The following is a 17,782-nucleotide window of genomic DNA, read 5'->3' on the forward strand; positions in this document are numbered from 1 at the left end:
TTTATCTTAGAAAAACTTCTTTGCTTTTTCTATATCTTCTAAAGCTTTATTGTATTCTTCTTTTAGTTCTTCAAATATTTCTGCAACACTTTGTTTTTCATCTACAAGACCAATAGAAGTACCAGCCATCATAGAGCCTGTTTTTCTATCGCCCTCAAAAACTGCACGTTTTAAAGTACCTGTATAAAGTTTGATAAACTCTTCTTCATTTGCCCCACGTTTTTCGTATTCCAAACTTTGTTTGGTCATATCATTGGCGATTTGTCTTACTGGATCTCCTGCCAATGTTCCTGTGATATCTGTTTCGTATTCTTTGGCTTCTATTATAGCTTCCTTATAACCATCGTGAACTTCACACTCATCAGCTACTAAAAATCTTGTTCCCATTTGTACTCCAGCTGCTCCCATAACTTGGGCTGCAAGTACTTGAGCGCCATCAGCGTACCCTCCTGCAGCTACTACTGGAAGTTTGGTAGCCTTGATAGTTGGTATAAGGGAAGCCATAGATGTTGCTTTAGATAAGTGACCTCCTGCTTCAAGACCTTCTAGTATTACACCATCTGCCCCAAGGTCTTCACATTTTTTGGCCATTTTTGAATTACCAATCAAACAGTATACTGTTTTACCCGCTTCTTTTAATATAGGAACATATTTGGCAGGATTTCCACCAGAAATAGTCACAAATTTTACATCAGAATTTTTGATAAATTCTAATTTCTCTTCTCTGTCTGGCTCTATCAATACTAGGTTAACACCAAAGTACTTGTCATCATCTATCAATTCTTTGGCAATTTCATATTCTTTTATAAATTCATCGGTAAAAAGTCCGCCTGTTCCTACTAGGCCTAGACCACCTGCATTTGAAACTGCTGCCGCCAATTTGCCACGCGATATGCGCGCCATCCCACCTTGTATGATAGGATATTTTATATTCAATAATTCTGCTATATTCATATATTTCTCCTTTGATAAGTTTATACCCTATTATATTTTTTCATATCATATCTTTGTGGTATACTATATTAGAAATGGAGTAATTATGGATGCACAAATTTTTTCAATAGGAACAGAAATATTACTAGGAAATATAGTAGATACAAATTCAAAATTCATAGCAGAAAAATTAAGAGAATTAGGAATAAACTTATACAAGATGGAAACCATTGGTGATAATTTTGACAGACTTGTAGAAGCTTTTAAAGCTTGCGATGGCAAAGTAGATTTTGTTATAAGTAGTGGCGGACTAGGACCAACGCCAGATGATTTGACCAAGGAAGCTGTAATCAAAGCCTTGGGATTAGAGTCTGACCTTCATAAAGAATCATATGATGCCTTGGTAGATTATTTTAATGGAAGTAAGAAAAAGGCATATGAGAATATCAAGCAAGCTATGTTTCCAAAAGAAGCAATAGTTTTGAAAAATCCTGCTGGCACAGCTCCCGGAGGAATTTTTACTTCAAAGACAGGTACAAAATATATAATTATGCCAGGTCCACCAAATGAGATGGAGCTCATGTTTACAAATGAAGTAGTGAAATACCTACCCCATGATGCATATATGAAGTCAGTATTTGCTCAAATTGCACTATTGGGTGAATGGGAAATGGCTCGAAAAATAGATCTTGATAGAGAAAAACCTACTATTAGCCCATACATAACAAGCGAGGGACCAGTGTTAAGAATTACTGCCAAAGATAAGAGTGAATCTGAAGTTGATAGGCAGATTAATAAGGGAATAGCAATAGTAGAAGCAAATCTTTCTCCCTATTTGATTACCTGTGAAGATATAAAAAAAGAAGAAGTGCTAATTAATTTGCTAAAAGAAAGAGAAGAATGCATATCAACAGCTGAATCAATTACCGGTGGTCTCATTGCGTCATCAATTATCGATATCCCTGGTGCAAGCGACGTGCTAAAAGAATCTTATATAGTATATTCCAACCAAGCAAAAGAAAAACTATTAAATGTTTCATGTGAAACAATTAAGAAGTATGATGTAGTGAGTGAAGAAGTTTTAGTTCAAATGTTAGATGGCCTGTACCAAATAAGTCAAAGTGAACTTAGCATTGCAACTACAGGCTATGCCCACACAGGAGAGGTATTTTTAGGGGTCTTATATAAAGGAAAGAAATACATAAAACATTTGCAACTTAATGGTGATAGAAACAGAGTAAGACTAAGAACAAAGAATCATGCAATAGATATGGCGATTTTAATTATGAGAGGTGTATATGAAAGTAATATCAGTATTTAATCAGAAGGGGGGAGTTGGAAAGACAACCACTGTTGTAAACCTAGCAGTAGCCCTTGCAAACTTATCTAAAAAAGTCTTGGTAGTAGATATAGATCCTCAAGCTAATACAACTTCCGGATTGGGTCTAGATAAGTACAATATAGATACTTCTTTGTATGACTTATTTTATGCTAATGAAGAAGTTGAAATGGTAGAGGATAATGAAACTTTAGAAGAAGTTGATGTTCTTTCTGATGATGGAACTGAAGAAGAAAATGACCAAGTAAATATAGAAGAAGTAAACAAAGAAACCTATGAAGTAGAAGAAGGTGATTCTAATGAGGAAAAATCTGATAATTTAGAAGAGATAGAAGAACCGGAATCCATTGACATTAATGAATACATAAGTCAGACAAAATCAGGTGTAGATATTATCCCATCTGAAGCAGCTCTTTCTGGTCTAGAAGTAGAATTGGTAGCCCTTGATCCAATAGAGCGAACCCAACAATTAAAGGGATTGCTAAAAGATGTAGAAGGTTATGATTATGTACTAATCGATTGTCCTCCATCCCTAGGTCTTCTTTCAATCAATGCCCTAGTTGCTAGTAATTCAATTGTAATTCCTGTTCAGGCAGAATATTATGCCCTCGAGGGAATATCTGAATTGATGAATACCTTTAATCTTGTAAAAAAACAACTTAATACAGACTTAGAAATAGAAGGTGTCCTACTAACTATGTTTGATAAGAGAACATATCTATCCTATGAAGTTGTTGAAGAAGTTAAATCATATTTTAAAGATAAGGTATTTAAGGTAATGATACCTAGAAACCCAAGACTTGCTGAGGCACCAAGCCACGGTCTATCAACTATTGAATATGACATAAAATCACCTGGTGCTTATGCCTACCAAATCCTAGCTAATGAAATAAATGAAAGTGAGAGTGTAAATGAGTAATAGAAGAGCCTTAGGTAGAGGTCTTAATTCACTGATTCCAGAAAACAACAAGGAATTAAAACCAGTATTTAATTACAACAAAAAACCAGATGAAAATAAACAATCATCAAAAGAAATATCATCAAACGAAATTACTAGAATACCACTTAATAAAATCAAAGCTCGTGAAAACCAACCAAGAAAGTCATTTGATGATGAAAGTCTTAATGATTTAGCTTCTTCTATAAAAGAATACGGCCTACTTAACCCTATTGTAGTAACTAAAAAAGATGACCACTACGAAATCCTTGCCGGTGAACGTAGGTACAGGGCTAGCAAACTTGCTGGTTTAGAAGAGATAGATGCTATTGTTAAAGAATTTGATCAAAAAGATGTTGATGTATTGTCATTAGTCGAAAACATTCAAAGGGAAGATCTTAAGGCACTTGAGGAAGCACAAGCATACCAAAAACTATCCAAGGACCATAAGATGACCCAAGAGCAGATAGCAAAAACCGTAGGTAAATCTAGATCTTATATAGCAAATACTTTAAGGCTATTAAACTTATACGATATAGAAAAAAGAGCCTTAAATGATGGAAAAATATCTCCAAGCCAAGCTAGAACTCTTCTATCAATAGAAGACCCTAATCAAAGAAGCTTAACATTGAATGATTTTATCAATGGTAGCACCAATATAAGAAAAGTTGAAAGAAAGGTTTCGACAAAAACTGAAAAGAAGGAATTAGGCCCAAACATTGATGATATATTGTTTGAAGATTTGAAAGAAAAGTTTATGGAAAAACTTGGTTCAAAGGTCAATGTCAAGAAATCTGGCAAGGCTTACAAGGTTACTATCGATTGTTATTCTATAGAGGATGTAGAAAAGATCTATGACAAACTTACAAAAGCTAATTGACATGGATATTCCGACTCTCATCAAGCAAACAAGAGCCAAAGAAGCTAATCCTGGCGGAGGAGCAATCTTAATATTAATTTCAAATCTCGCCATAAATCTAATGCTTATGATGGATAAAAATGATTGGAGAGAGTATAAAGAATTAGCTGATGTTTCACATGAAACAATTTTAAAATCTTCTGATAAACTTTCTATCTTAATGCAAGATGATGTAGATAATTTTGATTCGCTTATGAAAGCATACAAAGATGGATCTATAAACGATCAAAATTATGTAGATGCATCTAGGCCTTTATTAGATATGATAGATATTAATCGACAGGCTTTGGAAGTCTTAGCATTTTATTTGACATATGGCAAGAAATCTACCCTTACTGATGGACAGATTGCAAATGACTTGTTAAGAACGGCTAGCTTAGCTGGTCTTCCAACCATTAAGATAAATCTAGGTCAATTTAAAGAAGAGGAAGTTATTAAAGAAAAAATCGAAAATCTTTATCAAAAGAATAAGTTAATAATTGAAAGAAGGAATAAATGACACTAGTATATGTTATTTTAGGAATCTTAGCGGTTCTAGTAGTTGTAGAATTTGCTATGATTCAGTCTATGAACAATAAACTTAGACGACAAAAACAAAGATACGACCACCTACTTAGAGGTTCAAGTGAAGATGTAAATTTGGAAGAATTACTATTGACCTTAAATGATCAGATAGAGTCATCCAATAAACAATTGAGATCTGTTGACCAAAGATCTATTGAAGCCAAAGATACAACTATGGGAGCTATATCCAATATGGCCGTTGTCCATTACAATGCCTTTGAGGGTCAGACTTCTGAACTATCTTTTTCCTTATGCTTATTAGACAATTTCCATAACGGAATAATTCTTACCAATCTTTATGGCAATGATGGATCTAATATATATTTAAAAGAAATTACCAACGGACAAACCAAGGTTGATTTATCAAAGCAAGAAGATGAGGCTTTAAAAAGAGCAAAAGGAATGTGAAAAGATTAACTATTATTTGTTTTATCTTTTATTTATAAATCAAGGCTTGTTAATTACTAGCAATTGGGTATAAAATATAATAAGACTTTATAAATAGGAGGAATTATGTCAAATTCATCAATATTAGAAATGGCTACAAAGGCTATTGATGGTAAGAATCTAAAAATCGTTTTTCCAGAAGGTACAGATAAAAGAATCCTGGAAGCAGCTATCAAACACAAGGAAGATGGACTTATCCACCCAATTGTATTAGGAGATAAGGGCCAAATACAAAAAGTTGCCGATGAAAACGGTCTTCATCTAGCAGATCTTGAGATTATAGATCCACAATATGACGAAAACTTTAATTTCCTAGTAGAAAAATTTGTTGAAGCTAGAAAAGGTAAAGCTACAACAATGGATGCTGAGTATATGCTCAAAAAAGATAACAACTACTATGGGGTTATGTTGGTAAAAGCAGGTCTTGCAGATGGTATGGTATCAGGTGCTATAGGTACAACAGGTGATACAATCAGACCAGCCCTACAACTTATCAAGACTAAACCAGGAGTATCAAGAGTATCTGGAATCATGGTTATGATAGGACCAAATGGAGAACAATTAATATTTGCAGATACAGCAGTAAATATTACCCTTGAATCTCAAGAAATGGCAGAAGTTGCAGTAGAATCTGCAGAAACTGCTAGAGGATTTGGCATGGATCCAAGAGTTGCTCTACTATCATTCTCTACAAAGGGATCTGCAAAACATGACCTAGTAGATAAGGTAGTAAAAGCTACTAAAAAAGCTAAGGAACTTGCACCAGATTTACCACTTGATGGAGAATTACAATTTGATGCTGCAATAGATCCAACTACTGCAAAAAATAAAGCACCAAAATCAGATGTAGCTGGTACAGCAAATGTATTTGTATTCCCAGACCTACAAGCAGGTAATATTGGTTACAAGATTGCCCAAAGACTTGGTGGTTACAAAGCTCTAGGCCCAATACTTCAAGGATTAAATGCACCAGTAAACGACCTATCTCGTGGATGTTCCGCTCAAGACGTTTACGAAATTGCAATAATCACAGCAAGCCAAGCAGTAAATAAATAAATTTATTAAACTTTGGATAGACGATACTATTAAGGAGACAATCAATTTGATTGCCTCTTTTTTTAAAAACAAAAGGAGCAATATATATTTTTTGAAAACATAAAGGAAAATACCAAGGCAGTTTTGCCTATAGTAATTTTGGTATACATATTAAATATTTTTGTTGGCCTTTCGACATATCTTCTTATTAAATTTACCCTTGGAGCGCTTGGAGTAATTATAGGCCTATCTATATTCCTATCTGGGGTGGATCTATCTGTTTCAAAGATAGGTACTATTATGGGTGATTTTTTGGGAAGATTTGATAAAATTATAAAAGTTATAATATTTGGAATCTTTATTGGTTTTATAATTTCTATTGCTGAGCCAGATCTATTAATACTTGCCAATCAAGTAAGCCAAGCAATAGGAATATCACCATTTCTTATAGTAATAATCATATCTCTAGGTGTAGGGCTTATGATTTCCATAGGCTTATACAGGATTTTTAAGGAAATCTCTATTTCATTGCTAATGTGGATAGTATACACGATAGTGTTTATCCTAATGATTTTCACAAGCGATACTGGTCATGCTATAGCCTACGATGCTTCTGGGGCAACTACTGGCGCTATGACAACTCCATTTATAATTGCTCTGGGCCTAGGAGTTGCCAACCTAAAGGGAAATCTAAACGAAGATAACTCCTTTGGCTTAGTTGGTATAGCTTCAGCGGGACCAATTCTTGCAGGACTTGTGATGAGTTTGTCTATAGGAGATAAGCCAATGGAGATAGCTGATATCGCCCATGCATCCGCCCTAGTATCGGGACTTAAAAACTCTACTTTTGCAATACTTCCGATTGCTATAGTGTTTTTTTCCGTGAATGCATTTTATTTTAAACTATCAAAAGATGAGCTAGTAGAAATAATATTGGGACTTTTATACACCTACATTGGTCTAATAATATTTTTGACCTCGGTAGAAGGAGGCTTCATGGACTTGGCTAGAGAACTTGGCCAGGGACTAAGTGATTCTAAATTCTTGCCAATAGTAGCTTTTGTCATGGGCCTAGTAGTAGTCCTTGCAGAGCCGGCAGTGGCAGTATTGGCCGAGCAAGTAGAAGATGTTACAGCAGGTTCCATACCTAGAAAGAATATTTTACGTGCCCTATCCCTTGGTGTTGCCTTTGCGGTAATGCTTGCTATAATTAGGATAAAATCTGATGGCTTTGCCCTATGGATGGTCATAGTACCAGGATTCTTACTAAGTTTGATCATATCAAGGAAAGTCCCACAGATATTTGCTGGAATTGCCTTTGACTCAGGTGGAGTAGCATCTGGACCAATGACAGCAACCTTTATCTTAGCCTTTTGCCAGGGAGTTGCTGGAAATGTTGCAGATGGATTTGGGGTTATATCATTTGTAGCAATGATGCCAGTACTTACAATTATGATAATGGGATACCTATACAAAGGAGGACATTAATGCAGCTTTTAAGAGTAATAATGCCACGTGGAAAAGGCAGTGAATTTATGAAAATATTAAAGGATGATGGAGCCATGGGAATTGCTTGTTTCTATGGTTATGGATCAGCCACCAGTGCTATATTAAACGCCCTCCATACAGATAGAATAAGAAAAGAAATCGTTATGGCCATCATGGATGAAGAAAAAAGTAAGAAAATCTTGGATGATATAAAGGAAAAATTAAAGCAAACAAACACAGCCATAGCATTCACATCGCCACTTGATTACAAAGGAGAAGATGAATTGAATATAGAATATGTAGCCATGTATGTAATAGTAGATAGGCAAGAAGGACAAAAAGCAGTAAAAATCGCCCAAGATAATGGAGCAAAGGGAGCAACCTTAGTCCACGGACGAGGAGCTGGCAGACAGCAAAAGTCTATACTTCTAAATATGAACATAGAACCAGAAAAAGATATTGTAATAATGTTAGTTAAAAAAGAACTAATGGGCCCAATAAAAAACGCCATATATGAAGAAATGAATTTAGAAGATGAAAATAAGGGTATAATATATTCACTACCAGTAATGGAAGTCAGGGGACTAATAGAACAAGGAAGCTAGACTAAAATATCCCTACTAGGCTAATAGTTTTTTCATCTAAATATGCCTATAATGGCCTATTTACTATTTGATGGAAAATTTAGCTAGCATAGTAGATAGCTTACTAAAAAAGATCAAACAAGCAACTATGGTTGATTGCCCCAAACTCATAGATAAACATAAGGAGAAAAAAATGCGTGAATTAGACTCAATGGAATTTGTAAATTTAGTAGAAAATGGATCTGGACTTGCTTTAGTTGATTTTAATGCAACATGGTGTGGACCATGCAAGATGCAAGCACCAATTCTTCAAGAACTTTCTGAAGAAGTATCATATGATATCTATGGTATAGATGTAGATAATTCATCCGATATAGCATCAAAATACAATGTAAATGCAGTACCATCACTAATGATTTTCAAAGATGGAGTCCTAAAAGAAACTCTAGTAGGTTTCCAAGCCAAAGATGTCCTAGAAAAGGCAATGGGAAAATACTTATAATGAGATATGACTTAGCAATTATAGGCGCTGGTCCAGCAGGACTGAGCGCCTTATTGAATGCAAAAATAAGAAATAAATCCGTAATAATATTTGGCACAGATTCGCCTAGCCTAGAAAACAGCGAATCAATCAAAAACTATCTGGGCTTTGGAGATGTATCTGGCAAAGAATTAAATGATGCCTTCAAAAAATCTCTAGATCCCTATGATTACGAAAAATCAGATCAAAAAGTCCAACAAGTATATGCCATGGGCGATTATTTTGGCCTTATGCTAAAAAATAATGACATGGTAGAGGCCACATCAGTCATAGTTGCAACTGGTATAGAACTTAAGAAAGATTTGATCAACGAAGATAAGTTTTTTGCCAAGGGAGTTTCCTATTGTGCGACCTGTGATGCTGCCCTTTATAAGGGGAAGAAAGTTCTAGTCATTGGCTACAATGAAGAAAGCCTCGAGGAAGCAAACTTTACATCAGAGATTGTAGATGAGCTTATTTTTGTAAATATGTACAAAGATGATATCAAGCTAAATGATTCTATAGAAGTCATAAGTGGAGAAGTTCCAGTAGAATTTATTGGAGAAGATAGGGCAAGTGTTTTGAAATTTAAGTCAGGAAAAGAGATATCTGCTGATGGATTTTTTATAATAAGAGATTCATCAAAGCCATCCCGTCTAGTTCCATCTATAGAAACAGATGATGAACATATAATAGTCCATGACAATTGCAGAACCAATATCCGTGGCCTATATGCAGCAGGAGATGTTGCTGGTAGACCTTATCAAATAAATAAGTCAGTTGGCCAAGGTCAAGTTGCAGCCCTTGATGCAGCTAAATACATTAGCCTTCTCAACAAGGATAGCTTCGATAAATCTACTTGGTAAGCATAAAAAACTTTTTTAAAAAGAAGTCGTTTTATAAATAATATTTTATATTTGAAAATAATGAAAAATTATGTAAAATATAGCTAGATGAATATTTTTATCTAGGAGGAAGTATGGCTACAGAACATATTGATTTTTTTGAATTTAACAATTCTATATTCTCGATGATAAGAGAAATATCTCACAAAATAGATATATTATTACAAGACACTGCAACAGAGCTAGGAATAACAACCCTACAACTAAAGATGCTCATAACCCTATATTCAGCAGGAAAAGAAGTATCTATAGGAAACTTGGGCAAGGCCATTGGAGTGACTGGTGGAAATATATCAAATATATGCAAAAAATTAGAAAAACAAGGGTTCGTTGAAAGAATAAGATCTGTCGACGATGAGAGAGTTGTAAATGTTATTTTAACTGACAATGGAAAGTCAGCAGCAGAAAAAGTTGGTGTATACTTTGATCAAATCAGATCAGACATACCAAAAGATAATATAAATGTAAACTTGCAAACTATTGTTGATGAACTAGATGCTCTGGATGAACTACTTGATAACTATATCTCAAGGAGCGGATTATAGATGAACGATAAGAAAAATAAATCCAATAAACCCTTTTTATATTATTGGATTGTAGCGGTAGTATTATTTGTTATAATACGCTATGCCCTAAACCCAATTGCCGCAAAAGATGGAGCCAAAGAAGTATCTTACAGCCAATTTGTGTCAATGATTGAAAAAGACCAAGTAACAGAAGTATATAAGGACGACACCAAGTATACCTTCAAAGCTAAGGTTGATGGTGAAGAAAAGACTTACGAAACTGGTCTATGGGCAGATACAGACCTAACAGATAGACTACTTGACGCCAAAAAAAGAAACGATAAATTGACCTTTGGCAAAAAAATAGAAACATCCATGAACCCATGGCTAACACTATTTATAACCTCAATATTGCCATTATTTTTAATCTGGGGGATATTCTGGTTTGCATCAAGGTCACTTACAAAGACAATGGGTGGCCGAGGCGGCGCCGACTTTATGAACTTTGGTAAGTCAAATGCCAAGGTATATGTAGAAAATAAAACCGGTAAGACTTTTAAGGATGTAGCAGGCCAAGAAGAAGCTAAGGATTCTCTATTTGAAATAGTAGATTTTCTTCACAACCCAGGTAAGTACAAAGAGATTGGTGCCAAGGTTCCAAAGGGAGTGCTACTAGTAGGACCTCCAGGAACAGGTAAAACTTTATTAGCAAAAGCTGTAGCTGGTGAAGCTAATGTACCATTTTTCATCATCTCTGGATCAGAATTCGTTGAGATGTTTGTAGGACTTGGTGCAAGCAAGGTTCGTGACCTATTCAAACAAGCCAAGGAAAAGGCACCATGTATAGTATTTATAGACGAGATTGACGCTATAGGTAAAAAACGTGATGTATCTGGTTATTCTGGCAATGACGAACGTGAGCAAACTCTAAACCAATTGCTAAACGAAATGGATGGATTCGATGCCACAGAGGGAGTAGTTCTTCTAGCAGCAACAAACAGACCAGAAATCTTAGACCCAGCCCTAACTCGCCCAGGACGTTTTGACAGACAAGTTCAAGTAGAACTTCCTGACAAAAAAGGCCGTGAGGACATATTAAAAGTACACGCAAAAGTTGTAAAACGTGAAGACGATATAGACTATGAAGAGATAGCAGCAAGAACAGCTGGTACAAGTGGTGCCGATCTTGCCAATATAGTAAACGAAGGTGCCCTACGTGCAGTTCGTGAAGGCCGCAAAAAGCTAAGCCAAGAAGACTTGGAAGAATCTATAGAAGTAGTAATAGCTGGCCAACAAAAGAAAAATGCAGTTATTTCTGATGATCAAAAGAAAATCATTGCCTACCATGAAGTAGGACACGCCCTAGTAGCAGCAATTCAAACTCACAAGACACCTGTTACAAAAATAACAATTGTTCCAAGAACAGGTGGAGCTTTGGGCTACACTATGACAGTAGACAAAGATGAAAAATACATCATGACCAAAGAAGAAATCTTTGATGAGATTTGTACCTTGGCAGGTGGACGTTCTGCAGAAGAGCTTATATTTAACACCAAGACTACCGGTGCAAGCAACGATATAGAACGTGCCACAGCTATGGCAAGATCAATGGTAACTATCTATGGTATGGACGAAGACTTCGACTTTATGCAATTAGAACAAATCCAGGGCAGATACCTAGGAGGCGAGAGAGGACTAATAGTCTCAAGTGGTACTGGAAATAAAATTGACGAAAAAGTTCAAAAAATTATTTCCGCAGCCCACATGAGAGCCATAGAAATCCTAAAAGAAAATATGGATAAGCTTCACGAGATTGCAGACTTCTTACTAAAAGAAGAAACAATCACTGGTGAACAATTTATGGAAATCCTAAATCGCAAAAATATTGCTCAAGTAGATCAAGCAGAAGTAATAGAAAATACTGATGTGGATGTAAATGACTTGGACGACGGCGAAAGCCCAAAAGAAGATTTGCCACCAATAAGTAGCGAAAGCGAAGAATAAACAAAAAACTGCCCCAATAAGGCAGTTTTTAATTTATGTAAATAGGCCACTATGGACCTATACATTTCAATTATTTTTTAGTGTTAACGATAATTGTCATGCACTAATATTATACTTATCAAATAAATTGTGGCAACGATAATTTCATATTGATAAAATATCTGATATACTCTTACAAAGGAGCTAATGATGAAATTTGATGATTTAAAAAAACTAATTAAAGATGCCCTCCTAAAGGCGGGCTTGTCCGAAGAGGATGCTGAGCTTTTGGCCCAAGTTCACACAGAATCTTCAAGAGATGGTGTTTATTCTCATGGACTAAATAGAGTACCCAAATTTATAGAACTTGTAGAGGATGGTTCCATAGATATACATCAAAGACCAACCTTGCTAAAGTCTATGGCAATGGTCGAACAATACGATGGCAACTTTGGCATGGGAGTAAAGAATGCAATCTTTGCATCAAATAGGGCAAAAACCTTGGCAAAGGAATATGGACTGGGTCTAGTTAGCCTAAGAAATACCACCCACTGGCAAAGAGCAGCTACATACACTATGAATATTTGTGAGGATAATCTCATAGGAATAGCTTGGTCTAATACTGACTCCAATATGCCAGCTTGGGGATCAGATAAGATCAATATAGGTAACAATCCTCTTTCTATTGCAGTACCCTATGGTGATTTTGTTTTGGATATGGCTATGAGCCAGTATTCTTTTGGCAAGCTCCAAGTTACTGCGTCAGCAGGAGAAGAACTAGCCTATATTGGTGGCCTAGATAAGGATGGCAATGAAACTAAAAAACCAGAGGATATTATTAATGGAGGCCTTGCCTATCCAATGGGATATTGGAAAGGATCTGGACTTGCCATAGCCCTAGATATACTGGCAGCAATCCTAGCTGATGGGAACACCACCTATGATGTGGACAAGATGGATAAGGGTATGTGTATAGGGATTAGCCAAGTATTTATCGCCATAGACCCGAAGAATTTTACTGAAGATTTTAAGGGGAAAATGAGTGATACTATTGCCTACATCAAGGATGGGTCAAGCAAGACTACTTATCCGGGAGAAAGAATGATAAGAAAGAGAAAAGAGTCCTTAGATCAGGGCATAGAAGTTGACGAAGAATATGTGAAAAAGTTAAAGGATTATATAAATGGAAAATAAAAAAAGATGGTTAGCAGCAGGATTAGCCTTATTAGTTTTACTAGTTTCCTTATTTACTGAGGGAAACAAGATTGATGAAAATAAAGTCAGAAAAGATGCCTTGGATAAATTTTACCAAATGGAAGAGGAAGTATTATACGGTTCTAATCCTATGGAAAAAATCTCTATAATAAATGTTGACGGAGTTATTGCCAATGATAGCAATAACGATACAATTGTAGATCAGCTAGAAGATGCTCGCAAGGATCCAAGTGTAGTTGGTGTTATCATGCACATAAATTCCCCAGGCGGATCTGTTTATGCTAGCGAGAAGATATATAAGGAAATCAATAAACTTAAAGAAACAAACAAACCTGTCTATGCAGTAATGCAAGAACTTGCAGCAAGTGGTGGCTACTATATATCTGCTCCATGCGATAAGATTTTCGCATCAAATGAGACCTTTACAGGTTCAATAGGAGTTATAATGCAGTCATATTCTTTAGAAGGATTATTTGAGAAATATGGCATCAAGGAACAAAATATCACAACCGGCAAGATGAAAGATGCAGGCTCTCCTGGCAAAGCTTTGGATAAGGAAGAAAGAGAATATTTACAAAATCTTGTCGACTCAGCCTTTGCTCGCTTTGTAAAAGTTGTTGCTGATGGTAGAAATATGTCAGAAGCTGATGTTAGGAAACTTGCTGACGGTAGAATCTATGATGGAAGCCAAGCTGTAGAAAATGGATTAGTTGACTCTATAGGAGATTTGGAAGCTGCCTATAAGGAAATGGCAAAAGAATACAATTTGTCAGATCCACTTGCGGTAGAAAAAGTTGATGTATTTTCAAACTTTAGCAAATACTTACCAGGATTCAAATCAAATAAATCAGACCTAGAAGTATTGGAAGAAATGATGAAGGCTGAAGGGCTAAAGCCAATGTATCTTTATGGAGGTTCTTATGAATGAGAAACCATCCTTTGTCTATGCTGGATTTTTCATAAGACTAGTAGCCTTTGCCATTGATATGGTTGTTGTTTACGCTTTGAAAAGAATTGTCACAAGTTTTGTTGACCCAAACACTACAATTGCCTTTAATTTACACGTAGAAGTCTTAGTGTATTGGGTAATCACTCTGGCGTATTTCACCCTCACCACATATTTTAATAAAGGCCAAACACTGGGCAAGATGATTACAAACATTCGAGTTGTTTCCATAGACGGAAGCGATTTAAATTTCCTACAAATTGTTTCACGTGAAACATTTGGAAGATATGTTCAAAACAAGTTTATGTTTTTGTATTTGATAGTTGGCTTTGCTCCTATGAAACAGTCACTAATGGATATACTTTCAGACACTGTTGTAGTAAGGGAAAATGTTAGTTCGTATTTCACCAACAAAGATTTAGAAATAGTCACAAATTAATATAAAATTAAACTGACAAACGCCTTAAAAATTGGCAAAGATTGAAAACAAGGCCTTATCCTAAATTTTCAAAAGCATACTATATGTGGTATAATTTAATAAGAAATCTAGAAATAAACACTATATCTAGTGTTTATTTTTCTTTGTTAAAATTGAGGAGTAATAATGGAAATAATTAAAAGGGATGGGACCTATGTTCCGTTCGAACAAGAAAAAATTGAGCTAGCCATAAAAAAATCTTTTGCTTCTGTAGATTCTATGGTTACTGACGAAAAGCTAAGGTATATGTCAGACAAAATCGTAGCAACTATCAAGGAAAAATATCCCAAAGACCACACAGTTACAGTAGAAGAAGTACAAGATTTAGTTGAGCTAACTCTCATAGATGAAAATTATTACAGAGAAGTAAAATCTTACATCCTATACAGGGCCAAACACAATATGGATCGTAAGGTTATTACTGATTTTGAAAACTTTATTACTGATAAAGAAGTTCTAAGAATACTTGAAGAAATCCAAGAAGAGTTTGACAACCAAAGATATCCTATCGAATCTTTATATTTGAAATTTGAATCTTTCACCAAGGCAAATATGACAGAAATGGACCACTTAAAAGCCCTAATCCGTGCTGCAAGTGAACTTACAAGCAAAGAAGGTCCAGATTGGGAAATCATTGCAGCTAGGTTTTTGATGCACGAAATCAACCTAGAGATCGAAAGAAACGAAGAAAGATTTGATATCTATGACTTCAAATCCAAAATTGAATACCTCACTCAAGCAGGTCTTTATGGAGAATATATCTTAGAAAACTACAGCTCTGACGACCTTGATGAACTAGGAAGCTACCTTAACAAGGACCGCGACAAGTTGTTTACATTTTCAGGTCTAGACTTAGTAAAGAAAAGATATCTTATAAAGACCTTTACTGGGGACATCATAGAAAGTGTCCAAGAAATGTTTATGGGCATTGCCATGCACCTAGCCATTCCAGAAAAAGACAGAGTGGCCTTTGCCAAAAGACTTTATGATATTCTATCAAGCCTAAAAGCAACTATGGCAACCCCAACAATGACCAATGCTAGAAAGCCATTTAACCAGCTTTCAAGCTGCTTTATAGACACAGTTCCAGATACTTTAAAGGGAATCTACCGTTCTATAACAAACTTTGCCGAAGTTTCCAAACATGGTGGAGGTATGGGACTTTACTTTGGTAAGGTTCGTGCCAATGGGTCTGATATCCGAGGTTTTGAAGGAGTTGCAGGTGGGGTTATCCGCTGGATAAGACTTGCCAATGACACAGCTGTTGCTGTAGACCAACTAGGAGTACGCCAAGGCGCTGTTGCCTGCTATCTAGATATCTGGCATAAAGATATACCAGAATTCTTGGCCCTAAAGACCAACAACGGAGATGACCGTATGAAAGCTCATGACATCTTCCCGGGCGTATGTGTACCAGATTATTTCTGGGAACTTTGTAGGGATGATATAAACGCAACCTGGCATATGTTTGACCCACACGAAGTGGACAAGAAATATGGTAAGGCCCTAGAAGATACCTATGGAGATGAGTGGAAAGAATTCTACCTAAAACTTGTTGAAGACAAAAATATTTCTCGCCGTACCATGCCTGTAAAGGAAATGGTAAGATTACTAATCAAATCATGGACAGAAACAGGTACACCATTTGTCTTTAATAGAGATGCAGTAAATAGGATGAACCCTAACAAACACAAGGGCATGATTTATTCATCAAACCTATGTACAGAAATCGCCCAAAATATGAGCCCATCAGAGACAGTTTCAACAGAAATAGTAGATGAAAATGGCGATTCAATCATAGTAAACAAGACAAAACCTGGAGACTTTGTTGAATGTAACCTAGCAAGTCTAACACTTGGAGCTCTTGACGTAAACGATCAAGCAGAGCTTGAAGAAACTGTAAGAACTGTAGTCCGTGCCTTGGATAATGTAATTGATTTAAACTACTATCCAACACCTTATGCAGAAGTAACCAACAAGAAATACCGTGCCATTGGCCTTGGAACAAGTGGCTACCACCACATGCTAGTAAAAAATGACATCAAATGGTCAAACAAAGAAGCTCACGGAGCCTTTGTCGATAGGGTCTATGAGGATATCAACTACTATGCAATCAAAGAGTCCATGGAAATAGCCAAAGAAAAAGGATTCTACAAAGAATTTGAAGGATCTGACTGGCAAAATGGTGATTACTTCAAACTTAGAGACTATAAGAGCGATAGATGGGAAGAACTAAAAGCAGAAGTTGGCAAAAACGGCCTCAGAAATGGCTATCTAATGGCCATAGCTCCAACAGGATCAACATCAATCATATCCGGCACATCAGCAGGAGTTGACCCAATCATGAGCCGCTACTTCCTAGAAGAAAAGAAGGGTGCCATAGTACCAAGAGTAGCACCAGGGCTTACAACCAAAACCTTCTGGCTCTACGAAAACGCCCACGACATTGACCAAAACATCTCAATGGAAATGGCAGGAGTAAGACAAAGACACATAGACCAAGCCCAATCAATCAATATTTATATAACAACAGAATACACCATGAGACAAATTCTAAATGTCTACATCAAAGCATGGGAATCAGGAGTAAAATCAATCTACTATGTAAGAGGCAAGAGCCTAGAAGTTGAAGATTGTGATTCTTGTGCAAGCTAGGAATAATATCCTTTGATAATATACTTATACATTGTATAGTATTTGTATATAAAAAGGAGAATTATTTATGGCGCAAACACAAATAAACGTACGTGTAGATTCTGACACAAAAAAAGATGCTGAAAGAGTATGTTCAGATATAGGCATTTCCTTGTCATCAGCAATTAACATATATTTAAAGAAAATTGTAAGGGAAAATAAAATACCTTTTGAGTTAGAAGCAGATCCATTTTATAATCCAAAGAATCTAGAAAAACTTGAACAATTAATAGATGATTATGAAAATGGAAGGTTAGATATTGTAAATCATGGACTAATAGAGGAGTGA

18 protein-coding genes are annotated in these 17,782 nt (G+C 35.9%); 17 read left to right on the forward strand and 1 reads right to left on the reverse strand.

The annotated features are described in order from the left end of the window. Nucleotides 1–6: 6 nt before the first annotated feature. Nucleotides 7–954 (reverse strand): nitronate monooxygenase, encoded by a 948-nt coding sequence (locus QNH69_RS02720; protein ID WP_282929078.1) that lies wholly within the window; start codon nucleotides 952–954, stop codon nucleotides 7–9. Between the two features lie 85 nt (nucleotides 955–1,039). Here QNH69_RS02720 and QNH69_RS02725 point away from each other — a divergent pair, with 85 nt between their 5' ends. The 17 genes from QNH69_RS02725 (at nucleotide 1,040) to QNH69_RS02805 (ending at nucleotide 17,782) form a co-directional block, all read left to right on the forward strand. Then, the gene (locus tag QNH69_RS02725; RefSeq protein ID WP_282929079.1) at nucleotides 1,040–2,254 is read left to right on the forward strand and encodes a nicotinamide-nucleotide amidohydrolase family protein; all 1,215 of its coding nucleotides are present in this window, start codon (nucleotides 1,040–1,042) and stop codon (nucleotides 2,252–2,254) included. Further along, nucleotides 2,232–3,191, forward strand: coding sequence for an AAA family ATPase (locus QNH69_RS02730; RefSeq protein ID WP_282929080.1), 960 nt, complete (start codon nucleotides 2,232–2,234; stop codon nucleotides 3,189–3,191). Before QNH69_RS02725 ends, QNH69_RS02730 begins: the two co-directional genes overlap by 23 nt. Beyond that, nucleotides 3,184–4,089, forward strand: coding sequence for a ParB/RepB/Spo0J family partition protein (locus tag QNH69_RS02735; protein ID WP_282929081.1), 906 nt, complete (start codon nucleotides 3,184–3,186; stop codon nucleotides 4,087–4,089). The genes QNH69_RS02730 and QNH69_RS02735 overlap by 8 nt, the downstream gene beginning before the upstream one ends. Beyond that, complete coding sequence (locus QNH69_RS02740; RefSeq protein WP_282929082.1) at nucleotides 4,064–4,627, forward strand: cyclodeaminase/cyclohydrolase family protein; 564 nt, start codon at nucleotides 4,064–4,066, stop codon at nucleotides 4,625–4,627. Before QNH69_RS02735 ends, QNH69_RS02740 begins: the two co-directional genes overlap by 26 nt. Continuing rightward, nucleotides 4,624–5,100: a DUF4446 family protein gene (locus tag QNH69_RS02745; RefSeq protein ID WP_282929083.1), complete on the forward strand. Its 477-nt coding sequence runs from the start codon at nucleotides 4,624–4,626 to the stop codon at nucleotides 5,098–5,100. Before QNH69_RS02740 ends, QNH69_RS02745 begins: the two co-directional genes overlap by 4 nt. Before the next feature lie 105 nt (nucleotides 5,101–5,205). Beyond that, nucleotides 5,206–6,195 (forward strand): phosphate acetyltransferase, encoded by a 990-nt coding sequence (pta, locus tag QNH69_RS02750; protein WP_282929084.1) that lies wholly within the window; start codon nucleotides 5,206–5,208, stop codon nucleotides 6,193–6,195. 123 nt (nucleotides 6,196–6,318) lie between these two features. Then, nucleotides 6,319–7,662, forward strand: coding sequence for a DUF1538 domain-containing protein (locus tag QNH69_RS02755; protein ID WP_282929085.1), 1,344 nt, complete (start codon nucleotides 6,319–6,321; stop codon nucleotides 7,660–7,662). Further along, a complete protein-coding gene (locus tag QNH69_RS02760) occupies nucleotides 7,662–8,267 on the forward strand; it encodes a transcriptional regulator (protein ID WP_282929086.1) in 606 nt (201 codons plus the stop codon). Before QNH69_RS02755 ends, QNH69_RS02760 begins: the two co-directional genes overlap by 1 nt. Before the next feature lie 172 nt (nucleotides 8,268–8,439). After that, nucleotides 8,440–8,748, forward strand: a complete 309-nt coding sequence (locus QNH69_RS02765) for a thioredoxin domain-containing protein (RefSeq protein ID WP_282929087.1) — start codon at nucleotides 8,440–8,442, stop codon at nucleotides 8,746–8,748. Next, complete coding sequence (locus tag QNH69_RS02770) at nucleotides 8,748–9,632, forward strand: NAD(P)/FAD-dependent oxidoreductase (RefSeq protein ID WP_282929088.1); 885 nt, start codon at nucleotides 8,748–8,750, stop codon at nucleotides 9,630–9,632. The genes QNH69_RS02765 and QNH69_RS02770 overlap by 1 nt, the downstream gene beginning before the upstream one ends. A 113-nt stretch (nucleotides 9,633–9,745) precedes the next feature. After that, on the forward strand, nucleotides 9,746–10,216 hold the full coding sequence (locus tag QNH69_RS02775; RefSeq protein WP_044565051.1) for a MarR family transcriptional regulator: 471 nt from the start codon (nucleotides 9,746–9,748) through the stop codon (nucleotides 10,214–10,216). Beyond that, nucleotides 10,217–12,181 (forward strand): ATP-dependent zinc metalloprotease FtsH, encoded by a 1,965-nt coding sequence (gene ftsH, locus QNH69_RS02780; protein ID WP_282929089.1) that lies wholly within the window; start codon nucleotides 10,217–10,219, stop codon nucleotides 12,179–12,181. 189 nt (nucleotides 12,182–12,370) lie between these two features. Continuing rightward, nucleotides 12,371–13,354: an Ldh family oxidoreductase gene (locus QNH69_RS02785; RefSeq protein WP_282929090.1), complete on the forward strand. Its 984-nt coding sequence runs from the start codon at nucleotides 12,371–12,373 to the stop codon at nucleotides 13,352–13,354. Next, nucleotides 13,344–14,303, forward strand: a complete 960-nt coding sequence (sppA, locus tag QNH69_RS02790; RefSeq protein ID WP_282929091.1) for a signal peptide peptidase SppA — start codon at nucleotides 13,344–13,346, stop codon at nucleotides 14,301–14,303. Before QNH69_RS02785 ends, sppA begins: the two co-directional genes overlap by 11 nt. After that, a complete protein-coding gene (locus QNH69_RS02795; protein ID WP_282929092.1) occupies nucleotides 14,296–14,760 on the forward strand; it encodes an RDD family protein in 465 nt (154 codons plus the stop codon). Before sppA ends, QNH69_RS02795 begins: the two co-directional genes overlap by 8 nt. Nucleotides 14,761–14,925: 165 nt before the next feature. Further along, nucleotides 14,926–17,454: a ribonucleoside-diphosphate reductase subunit alpha gene (locus tag QNH69_RS02800; RefSeq protein ID WP_282929093.1), complete on the forward strand. Its 2,529-nt coding sequence runs from the start codon at nucleotides 14,926–14,928 to the stop codon at nucleotides 17,452–17,454. Between the two features lie 67 nt (nucleotides 17,455–17,521). Continuing rightward, nucleotides 17,522–17,782, forward strand: a complete 261-nt coding sequence (locus QNH69_RS02805; protein ID WP_282929094.1) for a type II toxin-antitoxin system RelB/DinJ family antitoxin — start codon at nucleotides 17,522–17,524, stop codon at nucleotides 17,780–17,782.

This window comes from Anaerococcus sp. Marseille-Q7828 (genome assembly GCF_949769285.1).
Taxonomy (GTDB): Bacteria; Bacillota; Clostridia; order Tissierellales; family Peptoniphilaceae; genus Anaerococcus.

Bases quoted from the DNA above. Each gene is read 5' to 3' on its own strand.
- QNH69_RS02745 (WP_282929083.1), top strand. From the start codon at position 4,624: ATGACACTAGTATATGTTATTTTAGGAATCTTAGCGGTTCTAGTAGTT.
- QNH69_RS02805 (WP_282929094.1), top strand. From the start codon at position 17,522: ATGGCGCAAACACAAATAAACGTACGTGTAGATTCTGACACAAAAAAA.
- pta (WP_282929084.1), top strand. From the start codon at position 5,206: ATGTCAAATTCATCAATATTAGAAATGGCTACAAAGGCTATTGATGGT.
- QNH69_RS02785 (WP_282929090.1), top strand. From the start codon at position 12,371: ATGAAATTTGATGATTTAAAAAAACTAATTAAAGATGCCCTCCTAAAG.
- QNH69_RS02725 (WP_282929079.1), top strand. From the start codon at position 1,040: ATGGATGCACAAATTTTTTCAATAGGAACAGAAATATTACTAGGAAAT.
- QNH69_RS02760 (WP_282929086.1), top strand. From the start codon at position 7,662: ATGCAGCTTTTAAGAGTAATAATGCCACGTGGAAAAGGCAGTGAATTT.
- QNH69_RS02730 (WP_282929080.1), top strand. From the start codon at position 2,232: ATGAAAGTAATATCAGTATTTAATCAGAAGGGGGGAGTTGGAAAGACA.
- QNH69_RS02795 (WP_282929092.1), top strand. From the start codon at position 14,296: ATGAATGAGAAACCATCCTTTGTCTATGCTGGATTTTTCATAAGACTA.
- QNH69_RS02800 (WP_282929093.1), top strand. From the start codon at position 14,926: ATGGAAATAATTAAAAGGGATGGGACCTATGTTCCGTTCGAACAAGAA.
- QNH69_RS02765 (WP_282929087.1), top strand. From the start codon at position 8,440: ATGCGTGAATTAGACTCAATGGAATTTGTAAATTTAGTAGAAAATGGA.
- ftsH (WP_282929089.1), top strand. From the start codon at position 10,217: ATGAACGATAAGAAAAATAAATCCAATAAACCCTTTTTATATTATTGG.
- QNH69_RS02775 (WP_044565051.1), top strand. From the start codon at position 9,746: ATGGCTACAGAACATATTGATTTTTTTGAATTTAACAATTCTATATTC.
- QNH69_RS02735 (WP_282929081.1), top strand. From the start codon at position 3,184: ATGAGTAATAGAAGAGCCTTAGGTAGAGGTCTTAATTCACTGATTCCA.
- QNH69_RS02740 (WP_282929082.1), top strand. From the start codon at position 4,064: ATGACAAACTTACAAAAGCTAATTGACATGGATATTCCGACTCTCATC.
- sppA (WP_282929091.1), top strand. From the start codon at position 13,344: ATGGAAAATAAAAAAAGATGGTTAGCAGCAGGATTAGCCTTATTAGTT.
- QNH69_RS02720 (WP_282929078.1), bottom strand. From the start codon at position 954: ATGAATATAGCAGAATTATTGAATATAAAATATCCTATCATACAAGGT.
- QNH69_RS02770 (WP_282929088.1), top strand. From the start codon at position 8,748: ATGAGATATGACTTAGCAATTATAGGCGCTGGTCCAGCAGGACTGAGC.